Here is a 15,827-nt window from a genome sequence, read left to right on the forward strand (position 1 = left end):
GTATGTAAATCCTAATCTAAGAATGAGAGTACCCATGTAATAGTATAGCTAAAATAATAAAAAAACTGCTATTTAATGTAATATATGTTATTTTGGATAATCGCAAATATCTTTATATATTTGCCGCTTATAATAGATTTTATATATTATAGGTTGATGAACGACGACAATGACAACAGTAACAACATTAACATTTTATAGAAAGTGAACTTATGAGCAATAGTTAAATAGTTCACTGCTCAGTCTTATCCTTTTGTGTTAATAACAAAAAGATTAGTTAGATTTTATCTAATATAATCGATGTGATAAACAAATTATAAATTCAGTATACTCTTGAATAGATATTCCTATGTCTTTTTTTAATGACTGTAGATTGACCTAAGTGTTAATCTGGTTTTATCAGTATTGCTAAATTTTCGAAAACGAAATTTTGCGATATAGTTCAATACGTATTGATGTTTTTGTAAATGCACTGAAAATAAAATACTTAAAACAATAAAATGATACTTCAAACTTTATTACTTTAACAATTTATGAATAAGATACTATTACTACTATTAGTATTGATGCCTTTGTGCATGCAAGCACAGGTAACTATCGGAGTTGGAGAAGCAGCCAACAACAGTGCTTTATTAGAATTAAGAGAAAATACAGATGGAACATCCAACAGAGGCTTACTTTTACCTCGGGTTAAATTATCGTCACTAACACTTGCCTCTCCATTGCCGACACACGTAAATGGAATGACTGTTTTTAATATTGATGGAACTAATATTCCTGAAGGATTATATTACAACGATGGTACACGTTGGATTCAGATGGTACCTCAAAACTCAATCTTTTTTTATGCTCCTTCCATAGTATTACCTACTTCTGTGGATGACCCTGCTTATAATAAGGCTACAGAAACTTTTACCGTTGATATGTATAACGTCTATAAGAGCCAGTTCGAGATGAGCGATGCTCTGAGTTCAGCAAAAAGTCCTTTAGCTGGAGCTTTGCCGGTTCTTAAAAACAATGAGCTTGATTATTTTGTCACCTACTACGACAATAAGGTTTTCACCAGCTTGGCTATATCCAATATTGGTGTGCTTACTTATAAAATGGCATCAGGATTTACTATTACAGCAAATACATTCATAAATATAGTGTTCAAAGTGCGATAAAACGATCGCTTATATTATCTAAAAACAACACACATAAAAATGAAAATGAATAAGCTACTGTTATTTTTTGCTATACTCTTTTTCTCTTCTCTCTCAGCTTTTAGCGCCAATTATTATTGGGTGGGAGGTTCGGGTAACTGGTCGGATATCAATCACTGGCGAACGTCTTCGGGCGGAGCGGGTATACCAGGTGTAGTACCGGGACCTACTGATGATGTGTTTTTTGATGCCAATTCGGGATTTACCCTTTCTTCTAAAACTATAGCGCTCAATGTGCCTGCTAATTGCCGCAATATTACTTTTGCAGGAGCAGCTATTCCACCGCTTTTAACTTATTCGAGTACTACTGCAAATGCATTAAATATATATGGCTCGTCTGTATGGCAGGCGGGTATGACAGTGAGTGTAAACCAGATTAACTATCAAGATACAGGTATACCTAAAACTATTACAAGTAATGGTGTTACATCGGGAAGTAATGTCTATTTATTCGAAACTAGTTCCGTTTCACTTGTAGATAATTTTAAAATTAGCACTAATTTAATTATAAATGCCGGAATCTTTAATACCAATAATAATCGAATAGACGTTGGTTATTATTTTCATGCCACTCAAAGCTCTACTCCCAAGACTCTTAATCTGGGGAGTTCCGATATTTACATTAATTCTTATTATATGTATATGAACTCGGCGTCTATTACACTCAATGCAGGTACTTCTACTATTCATTTCATGGGTACCACAGCATATCTTTATCCTTACGAGGGTCAGGTATATTATAATGTTGTTTTTGAAAACGAGGCTTCCTCCACTTCATGTATTCAATCTGGTGGTACAGCTACTAAAAATATTAATTTTAACCGAGTCGAATTTAAAGGAGATGGGCTTATCTATGGCTATAACACCTTTAAGGAAATGATCTTCTCTCCAGGTAAAACCTACCTGTTGGGTAATAATGTAACTCAGACAATTACGGGTTCATTGTCAGCCGAATCAGAATGTGTAGGGTGGCTTCCTATCCAATCGTCTACAGCCGGAAGCCCAGCTAATCTGTCTATGCCTACTGGTGCAGAGGTAAAAGTCTCAGGTGCTGTATTGACTGATATCAAAGCCTCAGGTGGCGCTACTTTTACTGCTAATAACTCAATAGATAATGGAGGTAACACTGGTTGGAACTTTATAGCTTCTGCTTCTTCCGATTTGTATTGGGTAGGGGGAACGGGCGTCTGGAACGACCCTGCCCACTGGTCTCTCACTTCGGGTGGTGTAGGCGGAGCCTGTGTACCTTCTCCTAGTAGTAATGTGTTTTTTGATGCCAATTCGGGCTTTACCTCCGCTTCTAAGACCATAACGGTCAATGGGACTGCCTATTGTCGCAACATTACATTTTCGGGAGCAGCCGTTCCTCCTACTGTAACCTATACAGGTACAGCTTCATTAAATATATACGGTTCGTCAGTTTGGCAACAGGATATGATATTTGGTGTGTATACCATTAATTACAAAGATACAGGTGTACCTAAAACAATTACCAGCAATGGAGTTTCAAGTCTAGGGAATAATGTATACTTCTATGAAACCTCTTCTATTTCTCTCACTGATAACTATAAAGTGGATGGCACTTTGTATTTATATGCGGGGACTTTTAATACGAATAATAATCGAGTTGAGATTGGTTATGCATTTTATGGGGATAGAGGCACTAGTCCTAGAACTCTTAATCTGGGTAGTTCGGAAGTATATATAAGTAATTATTGGTATTCAAACGTTGCTCTTTTAACGTTAAATGCAGGTACTTCGCATATTCATTTCAAGAATACCACTGCAATTCTTTATCCTGCTGCAGGTCAGGTGTATAATGATGTTACTTTCGAACATCCCCTTGCCTCAACAGCATCTCTAGCTTACGCTGGTTTAGCTACTAATAATGTTAGATATAATCGCGTAGAATTTAAGGGTCTTGGAGCCATCTCTGGGCATAATACTTTTAAAGATCTGATATTTGCTCCGGGTAAAAACTATACCATGCAAAGTGCATCTAATCAAGCGTATACTCAGACGATTACAGGCGTTTTTTCTGTAGAGTCAGATTGCTTGGGCTGGGCAGCTATACAATCGACTACCGCTGGGTATGCTGCTGTTGTATCTATGCCCGTTGGTGCTTTACCTAAAGTATCTGGAGTTATGATGAAAGATATTAAAGCCATTGGTGGAGCCTCTTTTGTCGCTAGTAATTCAATAGACAATGGAGGTAATACAGGGTGGAATTTTGCGACATCGGCCTCACCTGATTTGTATTGGGTAGGTGGTAGTGGTGTATGGAACGATGCCAGCCATTGGTCGTTTACTTCCGGAGGTCAGGGTGGAGCTTGTGTTCCCTCACCCAATAGTAATGTGTTTTTTGATGCTGGTTCGGGCTTTACGTCTGCCTCTAAAACTGTAACTATAGAGGCAACTGCCTATTGTCGCAATATTACATGTGCAGGTGCAGTTACTCCACCAACTTTAACATCGACTAGTTCCACTAGTATTTCGTTCAACATATATGGCTCCTCAGTTTGGCAGTCGGGTATGACAATGAGTGTTTATATTGTAAACTACCAGAATACAGGAATACCTAAAACAATTACCAGTAATGGTGTTAAAACCGGTACATATAATGTATATATATATGAAACCTCTTCAATTTCATTGGTGGATGAGCTTAAATTAGGTGCTACTTTATCTATAAATGCAGGTGTTTTTAATACCAATAATAACAGGGTTGAGGGAACTAGTTTTTATATTAATTCAGGTATTGTAGCCCGAACCCTTAATCTGGGTAGTTCCGATATATATTTTACATCAAGTGTTCTATTAAATAGTCAGTATTTAACTGTTAATGCAGGTACTTCACATATTCACCTAACGGGTTCTTCAGGTAATCTTAGTGTGTACGCCGGACAAATATATAACAATGTTACGTTCGAAAATGCAAGTCCTTCTGGTGCAACTCTACAAAGTACTGGTACATCGGTTGGAAAAGAGGTGCAATTTAATCGTGTAGAGTTTAAGGGCACAGTTGGTTCTCTCTCCGGGCATAATATGTTTAACCAATTATTTTTAACCGCAGGTGGTACATATACATTGTCGGTAGGAGGGGATATTCAGACTGTTAAAGAAAGATTGACCATGTCGGGGAATACCTGTCTGATATTGTTTGTGAAAAGTAGTACATCAGGTACACAGGCAAATTTAAAATTATTGGGAGGTCGTAGTGACTTTAACTTTGTCAACATAAAAGATATCAATGCAACAGGGGGGATGACGCTTCATTTCAGAGATAAAAGTACAGTTGCCGGTCAGAATAATACCAATATAACTTATGATGCCTATAACTCAGGAGAGTTTAATGGTTTTCCTTCCGACTGGACTTGTCACTTTATAGATGCTGATGTTCCTGCAAGCTATACTCTTACAGCAGATGGATTCTTTGGTACAGAGTACACGGAGTATGTATGGACAAAAATAGGAGACCCAAATTTTACTGGTACAATAAGTACAGCTTCATTTATTGACTTGCGTACATTTGGCTATGGTACCTATAGGGTGCAGGTTAAGTACAATGCTACTTGTATTGTAACAGGTACAGTTTTAGTCGTAAAAAGAACCGATTCGGTAGATGCTGGTGTTCAACCAAGTAAGGTTTGTCAGTTACCGGTAAATACATTAGCTAATGTAAGTGTAAATGGCGAAAATATAAAATGGTATGCCACAGCTGTTTCAGCAGGAGTTTTGCCCTTAACGACTGTTTTGGTTGATGGAGCTACTTATTATGTGACGCAAACAAAAAATAACTGCGAAAGTGGACGTGTACCAATCACTATAAAAATTGGCGATTGTACAAATGTGTATGTAAATCCTAACTTAAGGATGAGAGTACCCATGTAATATAAATGCAGCTATAACTATAAGAAACCCCGAAAGCAATATATTGGCTTTCGGGGTTTTTCTGTATTGTGAATAAAGTAAACGTAGAGTTACTCAAACAATTTCATTAAATCGAGTTCAGACCAATAGATGTGAGTATAGCCTGCAATTGTATTCTTATATCTTATAAGTTTGGTATCCACCTCAGTTCCTTTAGCATTATGTATTTGGGTTACAGTAGACGTATTGTTGTGGGGGTCTTCTACTTTCGAATAATGAAATTCGTGACCTTTGATACATTGCCCCTTGTAAGTGAAAGATCTGTATCCCAGTTTTAATCTCATGTGTTGCATGGTGGCAGTTTGCTTAAGAATGTCAACCATAGGATATTCAATACCCTCCTTGTCTGCAATCGAAGTACAGAGATACATCATACCACCACATTCGGCTATCAATTTACCCTCGTTTTCTATATATGATCTGATACTTTCGAGCATTGATGTATTACTACTCAATTCCTTCAAATATAATTCGGGATAGCCTCCCGGTAGATATACCAAATCAGAATTTAGAGGTAGTTCTTTATCTTTTATAGGGCTAAAAAATGAAACATTGCCTAGTTTTTTCAGATGCTCAATATTCTCGTGGTAGATGAAATTAAAAGCTTCGTCATAAGCCACAGCAATATTTAGATTACCTTTTGCTTTTTCTTCTTCTTCTTTCGAGGCGTTGGTTATTTTATTGGTCGCAGTAATTTCGAGTAGACGATCAACGTTTATGTGTTTTTCGATAAGTGCAGCCACCTTGTTGGCAAACTCATCAAATATAAATTCCTTTTCGATATTTAATCCCAAGTGACGCGATGGGATTTCAACATTCGTATCCTTCGGTAAATACCCTAAAGCCTCTAGTCCTACATCTTCACAAGCATCTTTCAGATAACTGTAATGACTATCGGAAGCTACAAAGTTAAAGATGACACCTACTACATTTATATTCTTATAGAAGTTCTTGAAACCAAAGAGTAGAGCAGCGGCAGAGTAAGCCATCGATTTAGCATTGATAACGAGCACAACAGGTATATCTAGCAATTCAGCTATCTGGGCACTGCTTCCCTGCATGCGGTTATAGCCGTCATATAAGCCCATGACGCCCTCAACAATACAAGCATCTTTGTTGGTTGCATACTTCGAATAGAGCGATTCTACATGATGCGTGGAGGCAAGAAATACATCGAGATTAATAGAGTGATTACCCGAAGCCATGTCGTGGTACTTAGTATCAATATAATCAGGACCACATTTAAATGGTTGAGTTTTGAGTCCTCTATTTTTCAATGCTCTCAAAAGACCCAGAGTAAGGGTGGTTTTGCCCGAACCGGAGGTTGTAGCCGATATAAGGAAACGAGAAGTCTTATCCATATATAAGTAATTGTGAATATTTAAAGTTTTATCTCGCTGTAATACTGTTGTTTACAGCTAAAAAATTTATGGCTTTATAATTATTATTGTATTGCAAAAATATAAAATTTACATCATAAGCTGTATCTATGATGTTATTTGTTTTATTTATTTTTCTGAATACCGTTTATTTAAAATAGATTAAAAGTATCTTTGCGGTCGTTAAGGTGATGCTGTGAGACACTCGTCTCTCGCATTTAAAAGGGAATTCGGTCAGAATCCGAAACAGTGCCCGCTACTGTGAACTCTTTAAAATTTTGAACAATTCTTTTGCCACTGTTCTACAGCATGAATGGGAAGGCGTTCAAAATAGAGTGAGTCAGGAAACCTGCCTAACAAACCAGTTATTTATATATTCTCGGGGTCAAGAATATTATTATAAACAATTTATTTTCATTTTATAATGAGAAAGAAGCTATTGCTAACAGCACTTGGGTGTTGTATAGTAAGTCTTGCGTTTGCTCAGATGACCTTGAAAGGAAAAGTTCTTGATGAAGAAGGTCAGCCTGTATTGTGTGCAACGGTTCGTTTGGAGAGAACTACAATCGGTGTAGTAACTAACGATCAGGGCGAATTTATGTTTAAAGATGTGCCCAATGGAGAGTATGTGATGCGGACGAGTCGGATGGATTTTGAGACTCAGAAGCAAAACGTAAACCAATCGGATGACAAAATGGTTATCCAATTAAAGAAATCTTACTTAAATCTAAATGAGGTAGTTGTTACCGGAACCGGAACTTATCACCGGTTAAAAGACACACCCGTACCTGTTGAAGTGATTACTGCTAAGGAGATCAGTAATACAGGAACTCTCAATTTCGAAGATGCTTTGGCTGCTCTGTCTACTTCTATTGCAACCAAAGGAGCTTACAACATTGTAATGAATGGTCTTAGAAATAAGCAAATTCTTATTCTAGTTGACGGTAAACGTTTGGCCGGAGACGTGGGTGGCGATAACGATCTGGAACGTATTGATATGAGTAATATCAAGCGTGTAGAAGTTGTAAAAGGAGGAGCTTCCTCTCTATATGGTTCGGAGGCTATGGGTGGTGTAATTAATATTATAACCAATACTCCACAAAGTACTGTAGATGTTGTATCTGCAACACGAGTTTCTAAGTATGGACAATTCAACCAGAATACCAACCTAGGGTTTAAAGTAGGCAAGCTGTCTTCTCAAACTACCTATCAACGCCGACAAACCGAAGGGTGGCAATTGAGTCCGTATGAGATTAAATCTCTGAGTAAACCTACTCGCGATACCTTAGTAGAAACAGGTAAGCAGGCTATGGCAGCTTACAAATCGAATACCGTATCTCAGAAGTTTATGTATAATCCGACCAAGAAATCGTCGATTTATACCAAAGGAGTTTATTTCGATAAAAAAACCGATCGTCCTTATGCTGACTATGCATACGATATGTTTTACAAAGATTACAACTTTGCTCTAGGAGGAGATTATCATTTCAGAAAACACGTCAATTACATCACATTCGATTCCTATTTCGATAACTACGAGTATTATAAAGATTACTTGAAGAAATCAGGAAAGTTTGAAGCCGGAGATCGTGACCTTACCAAGCGTCAACGTCTTTTCAATACCACGATAAAAGGCGTATTCAGCCTCGGTGAAAATCATAAATTAAATACGGGACTCGATTTCATGAACGAGTATATGAAAAATCCCGAAAGTCTAGCAGAGTCCAAATCGGCATATACAATGGCATTTTATGCTCAGGATGAAATCAAGGTAATAGAGCGTTTATCGGTTGTTGCCGGATTTCGTTTGCTGCATCACGAAACATTCAAAAATAAATTCAATCCAAAAGTTTCGGCTATGTATGCTTTAGATCATTTCAATTTCAGAGCATCCTATGCCGCAGGATTCAGAGCCCCCAATCTGCAAGAGTTGTATTACGATAAAATATCGGGAAGCATGGTTAGTCAGGGAAATACAAATCTGAAACCTGAAAGATCTAATTACTACTCTCTTAATACCGAGTATATAAGCGATCATTTTACCCTTTCGATAACAGGTTATATCAATAATATAAAAGATATTATCGACAGACAAGTGCAACCTCTCACTCCCGAAGATGAGGCAGGCGGTATTAAAACCCGTTATATGTACAACAATGTATCTAAGGCACGTACTCAGGGTGTAGATGTTTCGATGAATACATTTCTGGGAGAAGGTTTTTCGATAGGCTTGAATTATAGTTACCTGGATGCTCGTAACAGAGTCGAAAATAAACCACTATTCGGGTCGAGTCGCCATACAGGAATTGTAAACGGAAACTGGATGAAGGAATGGAAAACGTATCGTTTGAATGTGAACTTGAATAGTCGCTTACAAAGCGAAACATACTATTCGGACATGAATGCCCGCCCTTTTCAATTGTGGAATCTGGCAACAAGCCATTCGTTTACAGGAGCAAAAAAACTAATTTTTGAACCCGGATTTGGAATCGAAAATATATTCAATTTCAGAGACGAGAAACCTTTTGGAAGTAAATATGCAACTACTTCTCCCGGAAGAACTGTATTTGTAAGCTTAACCTTAAAATTTAAGAACTAATGAAAAATCTACTTTTTATACTGTTAATGCTCGCAGCAATGGTAAATGTATCTGCTCACGGAGGTAAAAACCACGAGCATTCTAATATATTCGAAAATCTGCAAGGACACGATAAAGCAGCAATACTAATGGTACATTTTGGTACTACACACGATGATACCCGTGCGATGACTATCGATGCCTTGAACAAAAAAGCTCAGGCAGAGTTTCCCGGTGTGGAAGTGCGTGAGGCATATACTGCACGAATTGTAATAAAGCGTTTGGGCGAACGTGGCATCATGAAGCAAAAACCACAAGATGCGTTGGCGCAGTTGAAAAAGGACGGTTATACCCATATTCTAATTCAGCCATCCACTATAATCGATGGAGTAGAAATGGAGTCTATACAGAAAGATGTCGCAGAGATGCTATCGGACTTCAAAGAAATCAGAATTGGAGATCCTTTGCTTTATAGCCCTGAGGATTATGAGAACCTAATAGGTGTATTAACCAAAAATATTGACCCTAATACTGCTTATGTTTGGGTGGGACATGGTACATCCGATTCTAATACTGCTCAGTATGCTATGCTCGACTATATGTTGAAAGCCAAAGGTCACAGCAATTGTTTTGTGGGAACTATTGAGGGATACCCTTCTTTTGATGATATGCATCAACAATTGAAAGCTTCGGGATTGAAAAAAGTAGTACTTGTACCACTTATGTTTGTTGCCGGAGAGCATGCCAAAAATGACATTGCAGAAGACTGGAAAAACGACCTCGAAAAAGAAGGCTATTCTGTGGAGGTAAGAATGGAAGGATTGGGACAAAACCCCGAAGTACAAGACTTATATATCTCTCATCTGAAATTTAAATCAGCACATCGTAAAATCGGTATCATAGAAAAGAAAGCAATCTATGAAGTGACCGGCGAAAAGATGGAATAAGGTTGATTTACCTTTTTTATTTGAATACAATAATATACCCATAAACAAGAAATAGGTCTGAGACCTTTTTACAATGGAAATCATGAAAAAAGTAATTTTTTCTGCTATCGCGTTGATGGCAGTGAGTGATATGTCAGCTCAGAATAAGAGCATGGTAGATACAGTATATTCTATCAGTGAAATTGAAGTAGTAGACTTTAGCCGAAAGAAAACAGAAATAGGCAAGCTGAATGTTCCTTTGGAATATTTGCCGATGACAATAAATACAGTTTCTTACAAAGACCTCGAAATACGAGGAATCGTAAATATAGAGGATGCCGTAAAATTCCTTCCCGGAGTGCGTATGCAAACCTCTTACGGATCGTTTCAAACACTTACAGTACGTGGTTTTAACTATACGCCTATAATGGTGGATGGTATAAGAGACGAGCGTACGATGATAAATTCATATCCCGTAGCAGACCTTACAGATGTTGAATCGATGGAATTATTGAAAGGTCCAGCATCAGTTCTTTACGGACAATCGGTTATAGGTGGCGTTTTGAATATTGTAAGAAAATCGCCAACACCTTACAATGTAGTGAATGCACGCATGGTTTATGGTAGCTGGGACAACAAACAGGCTTCGATGGACTTTGGTGGAAAGCTATACAAATCGGTTAATTATAGAGCCTTGCTAAATTATGCAAATCAAGATGGATGGAGAGATAACGGAAATAAACGTTTTTCAGGTTATTTTGCATTAGCTTCTAAAATAGATGCAACAAGTAATATTGATGTTCGTGCAGGTTTCAATAGAGACTGGTATGGTACCGAAATTGGTTTACCTCCCAATATGACAAACGATGTATTTAATACCAGCGATGGTGCATTGTTTTTGAATAAAGGGCAAATGCAACCGGGTTTGAACAGAGAGTCACGCTACAACAGTCAATCTGATTTCTTCAAAAACTATGGATGGAATGTGACTGCGAAATATGATAAAAAGTTTAGTGATCATTTGAAGCTGCAAAATCATGCCTCTTATTTTGATGATGATATCAATTATTTCGGAACCGAATCTCTTAAATATCTGGAAAGTGATAAGGCTATTTACGATCACTATTATATGACTAAAAATAAGGCAGGCGAACAGGTGAAGAAATACATTTGCCTCGATAGTGTATACTTAGCATCGCCTTTGAGATTCTCTCACATGGCAAAGACATTAAGCAATCAACTTGAACTTTCTGGCGATTTTTACACCGGTGGCATCAAGCACAATTTTATTGCAGGATATACATTCTCGCTAATGGCTCGTAACTCTTACACCGGTTATACTCTTGCACCCATAACCGATCCTCTTAATAGCAAGTACGATGTATATGGACCGGGACTTTATTCGCGTGTTGCAGTAAACAATCCTCAGAGTATGGGGTATATGAACTCTTCGTTCAGTAAAGCTATCATCACCAAAAGTTATATGCATAGTATCTACTTTCAGGACTTAGTAGAACTAGATGATAAATGGAAAGTGATGTTGGCAGGTCGTTACGACTTCTTTAAATATATGAGAGCAAATGCGCCTACTTACGATGGTGGAAGACAATACCACAAATCGGAACAGACAGCATATAGTATTAACAATACCTCGTCGTTTACTTATCGTGCAGGTGTTGTATATATGCCAACAAAAGATCTTTCGGTATATGGTTCGATGGCTTCATTCTTTAATCCTTATCGCGATTTTTATGCTGAAAATGTAATCTATATAAACTCAAACGGTGATAGATTTCACCCATCAGATGGTAAGGAAATATTCAAGCCTCAAACAGGTTATCAAGGTGAAGTGGGAGTTCGCTATAACTTGGGAAAATATGTACAGGCAACGGGTAGTGTATTTTACATAATCAGAAACAATGAAAAGAAGACATTAAAGACAGATGAGGTTGATGAGGATGGCATCACTAAATCGGTAGTGGGACAAGTAGGTTCATCCGGATCTAAAGGTTTCGATCTTGATATTACAGTCTTTCCTCTACAAGGTCTTAATGTAATGTTAGGTTATGGCTATACAAATGCTACTATTCGTGAAATGAAAAAGAATGATTATATGGAAAGCGAAGTTCTTAAAGGTAAAAAGTTGACGGGTGTTCCTCAAAATACATTTTTTGCAGCAGCCAATTACCTTATACAGAAAGGTGCATTCAAAAACTTAGGATTTGTGACTACCGTTTCGTATATGGATAAGGTATATCGTAATACCGATAACACATCCGAATATCCTTCGTATTGGTTGGTAGATATGGGGGTTTCGTATAAGTTGAAAAACAACGTTCGCCTTTCAGGAAATGTGAATAATGTATTCGACAAAGACTATCTCAACCAGTCACTAGGTTCTCAGATGGTACCAAGTATGCCTCGAAATTTCTTGCTTACAATGGCTTATACTTTAAGGTAATATGCTAAAAAGAATTCTATATTCTATTCACAGGGTGCTGGGGACTTTCCTTAGTATCCTGTTTCTTGTTTGGTTTCTATCGGGTTTTGTGATGATTTATCACAACTTTCCGAGAGTAACACCGCAAGACCGCAACCGAACAACGGAAGTATTATCTTCCGATATGCCCGGAATAGGAGAGGTTCTGAATCGTATCTATCCTGATACATTGATTCAACGAATAAGTCTTAAAATTACCAGCTACGGGCAGTCTGTATTCGAAGTCTCGACCAAAGATAGCAGCTATAATCTGGTTGCTGATTCGAGCGAGTTTATAAGAAAAGTGAACTATGCTCAAATAGAGAATTATGCTCGAAAATGGAGTATTGCGGATATTGTAAAAGTAGATACACTGAGCGAAGTAGATCAATGGATACCATTCAATAGGTTAGCGAAGGATATGCCAATCTATAAATTTCACTTTGGCGATACCAAAAAGCATCAGCTTTATATCTCCTCACGTACGGGTGAGGCTCTTCAATTTACCGATAAAGACAGTCGCTTCTGGGCATGGTTGGGAGCTATTCCGCATTGGGTATATTTTACCTCTCTACGTCAGGATGGCGAATTGTGGAATACTACCGTTATCTGGTTATCTGGCTTAGGCTCTATTATGTGCTTGATCGGGTTTGGGCTGGGTATTTATATGCTTGTGAAGCAATATCGAAAGAAGAAAAAAGTAGGCACACCGTATCGTAAGTTCTCTTATAAATGGCATCATGTCTTAGGTTTTGTTTTCGGAATATTTGTATTCACTTTCGTGTTTAGTGGAATGATGTCATTGGCTAGTATTCCCGATTGGGTTATTAGGGAGAGCAAACCGTCAGGTAGACGAGGTATGTTTGGTTCCTCATCCATGCTAAAACTAAAGGAGTACCAGCTTGATTATCGGGCAATCTTGTTATACTATCCTGATGGTGTGAAAGGAATTGAATGGACAGGTTTTGACAAAACTCCTATTTATAAAGTAGTAACCTTAGATAGTATTTATGTGTTAGATGCTTCGGCAAATAATATAGCACCGCTTCTGTTGACAGAGCAAGTCGTAAAGGATAAATACACGAGCCAACATAAAGAACCTATTACTTTATCGGTGATGACCGAATATGATAATTACTATGTCGACCGTAAGAACAAACTACCATTGCCTGTCTACAAAATAGATATAAATGATGCTGATAAAACAACCTATTATGTGAATCCTCAAACGGGAGATGTGCGTTCCTATACAACAAAATCGCGCGTGCACAAATGGATGTATCAGGGATTGCATAGCTTCAACTTTAAGTTTTTGGCAGAGCATCCCATTCTTTGGAATATTGTTATGTGGGGAACTATGATTGGGGGAACATTGGTGTCGTTAAGTGGTGTTTTACTCAGCTATAAATATCTGCGACGAAAGTTGAAACGGTTAACGAGAAAAAATTGTAAGAAAGAATGATACGAAAGTTTATATATTCCATCCACAGAGTATTGGGAGCAGTAGTTAGTCTACTGTTCCTAATGTGGTTTATTACAGGCTTGGTTTTGGTATACCATCCATTCCCCAATGTAACCCAAGAAGAAAAGAATCAGAGACTCGAAATACTACCCGATTCATTGCCCGATATTATGGCTCTAGTCAATAAATTACCCGAGGGAGAAACTGCCCGAAAGATACAATTGAGCGAGTTGCAAGGGCAGACATTACTATCAGTATCTACTAAAGAAAACCAATATGTATTTAATGCAGATACTACTGAGGAAGTAAAGCCTTTAAACTATCAGGCAATCGAAAAAATAGCAAAAGCATGGAGCAATGCACCCATCGAAAGGGTTGATACTCTGAAAGAATTGGAGCAATGGATCATGTACCGCAAATACGAAAAAGAGCTGCCGATCTACAAATTTTATTTTGCCGATGATGAGAAACATCAATTGTATATATCCTCCCGAAGTGGCGAGGTACAACAGTTTACAGACAAGGACAGCCGCTTTTGGTCGTGGATAGGCTTTATTCCCCACACCTTTTATATACCCGCACTTCGTAAGCATACACAAACGTGGATTCTTACCATCACCGTATTGGCTTCGCTGGGTTTGGTAATGTGTCTCGCAGGCGTGTATGTGGGTGTAGATGCCTATTATAGAAGATATAAGCGAAAAGGAAAGTTCGAAAGCCCCTATCGAAAACGTTGGTATTGGTGGCATCACGTAGTCGGTATGATCTTCGGAATATTTCTTCTCACTTGGGCATTTAGCGGAGTCATGTCTCTGAGAAAAGTACCTCAATGGATGGTGAAAACGCATGAGGAATATAAAATTCCCATGAAAATAAAAGGCAAAAGAATATCTCCTGATAAGTATCAGTTTGACTATAAATTATTGAAACAGACTTATCCTGAACTGAAACAAATAGAATGGACTCATTTTCAGGGAATACCTATCTATGAGATTGTTGCAGGTAATCAGAAGTTATTTATAGATGCCTCATTCAATGAAGCCAAAGAATTATTCTTGCCTTCAGAAGCAATCGAAAAATCAATCCGTGCCATTCATGGAGATAGCGTTGCCTTTACCGTAAAACTGATAAATGAGTATGAGGATTATTATTTGCCCTGGAAGCGAGATTTAGGTTTACCTGCCTATAAAGTAGAAGTTTCCGATGCAGATAAGAGCCTTTATTATATCAATGCGAAAACGGGAGATTATAAATACCTCAATCAGAACCGTAAAGCCCGTAAATGGATGTTTCAGGCATTACATTATTTCCATATCAAATGGCTGATGGACAGACCTGTTCTTTGGACTATCGTTCTTTGGACATTGTCCATCGGTTGTATCATTGTTTCCGGTACAGGAGTCTGGTTGAGTTGGAGGTATTTCAGCCGAAAATGGAAGCAAAATTGTAAAACAAAGGTGTAGGAGTGAATCTATGTATTCTATTTTACTAACGCACGCTATCGGGTTTGTTCATCATTTTGCCTTGATGCAAAACGAAGCAAAAGATCAAGACTGTGCCTTTTGCATGACCCGCTCAGACTCGAAAGCTAAAACAAAAGAAAACATTTAAAGCTAATATCCTTTTGTTTCTTAACGCTTTCCTCATCTATCGGGTGCCCCATGCAACCGCCAATGTCGAAAACCTGACGGATAAGAACTTATTACGTGCGTAAGCCTCGGTGCATCAGTGGTACAGCCGTTAGCTGACTGTGAAGTGGGCGTAAAACTAAACGTGCCGTAAGGCAGTAGGTTTAGTGTAGCCTACAAGCTAGTCAGATAGGCGAGCCACGTAGCACAAAGTCTTTTTGGTTCCTTTTGCGGCTTTGG

General features: G+C 38.0%; 8 protein-coding genes and 1 riboswitch. Of the genes, 7 read left to right on the forward strand and 1 reads right to left on the reverse strand.

Annotation, left to right across the window (positions count from 1 at the left end; all coding sequences use genetic code 11):
- Positions 1-533: 533 nt before the first annotated feature.
- Positions 534-1,166 (forward strand): hypothetical protein, encoded by a 633-nt coding sequence (locus tag HGC4_RS10450; protein WP_050710081.1) that lies wholly within the window; start codon positions 534-536, stop codon positions 1,164-1,166.
- A gap of 45 nt (positions 1,167-1,211) precedes the next feature.
- Positions 1,212-5,096, forward strand: a complete 3,885-nt coding sequence (locus HGC4_RS10455) for a hypothetical protein (RefSeq protein WP_157258238.1) — start codon at positions 1,212-1,214, stop codon at positions 5,094-5,096.
- A gap of 89 nt (positions 5,097-5,185) precedes the next feature.
- Here HGC4_RS10455 and HGC4_RS10460 read toward each other — a convergent pair whose 3' ends face one another.
- Positions 5,186-6,496 carry a cobyrinate a,c-diamide synthase gene (locus HGC4_RS10460; RefSeq protein ID WP_050710083.1) on the reverse strand — a complete coding sequence of 437 codons (1,311 nt, stop codon included), beginning with the start codon at positions 6,494-6,496 and terminating at the stop codon, positions 5,186-5,188.
- 187 nt (positions 6,497-6,683) lie between these two features.
- A riboswitch (cobalamin riboswitch) is annotated at positions 6,684-6,886 on the forward strand.
- A gap of 52 nt (positions 6,887-6,938) precedes the next feature.
- Here HGC4_RS10460 and HGC4_RS10465 point away from each other — a divergent pair.
- The 5 genes from HGC4_RS10465 to HGC4_RS10485 all read left to right on the forward strand — a co-directional run bounded on the left by HGC4_RS10465 (position 6,939) and on the right by HGC4_RS10485 (position 15,422).
- Positions 6,939-9,113, forward strand: coding sequence for a TonB-dependent receptor (locus HGC4_RS10465; RefSeq protein WP_050710084.1), 2,175 nt, complete (start codon positions 6,939-6,941; stop codon positions 9,111-9,113).
- Positions 9,113-10,039, forward strand: a complete 927-nt coding sequence (locus HGC4_RS10470; protein WP_050710085.1) for a sirohydrochlorin cobaltochelatase — start codon at positions 9,113-9,115, stop codon at positions 10,037-10,039. Before HGC4_RS10465 ends, HGC4_RS10470 begins: the two co-directional genes overlap by 1 nt.
- Before the next feature lie 82 nt (positions 10,040-10,121).
- On the forward strand, positions 10,122-12,479 hold the full coding sequence (locus HGC4_RS10475) for a TonB-dependent receptor (protein WP_050710101.1): 2,358 nt from the start codon (positions 10,122-10,124) through the stop codon (positions 12,477-12,479).
- 1 nt (position 12,480) lies between these two features.
- Positions 12,481-13,959 (forward strand): PepSY domain-containing protein, encoded by a 1,479-nt coding sequence (locus HGC4_RS10480; protein ID WP_050710086.1) that lies wholly within the window; start codon positions 12,481-12,483, stop codon positions 13,957-13,959.
- Positions 13,956-15,422 carry a PepSY-associated TM helix domain-containing protein gene (locus tag HGC4_RS10485; RefSeq protein ID WP_050710087.1) on the forward strand — a complete coding sequence of 489 codons (1,467 nt, stop codon included), beginning with the start codon at positions 13,956-13,958 and terminating at the stop codon, positions 15,420-15,422. The genes HGC4_RS10480 and HGC4_RS10485 overlap by 4 nt, the downstream gene beginning before the upstream one ends.
- Positions 15,423-15,827: the final 405 nt, after the last annotated feature.

Source organism: Dysgonomonas sp. HGC4 (assembly GCF_001261715.1).
In the GTDB taxonomy this organism is placed as follows: Bacteria; Bacteroidota; Bacteroidia; order Bacteroidales; family Dysgonomonadaceae; genus Dysgonomonas_A.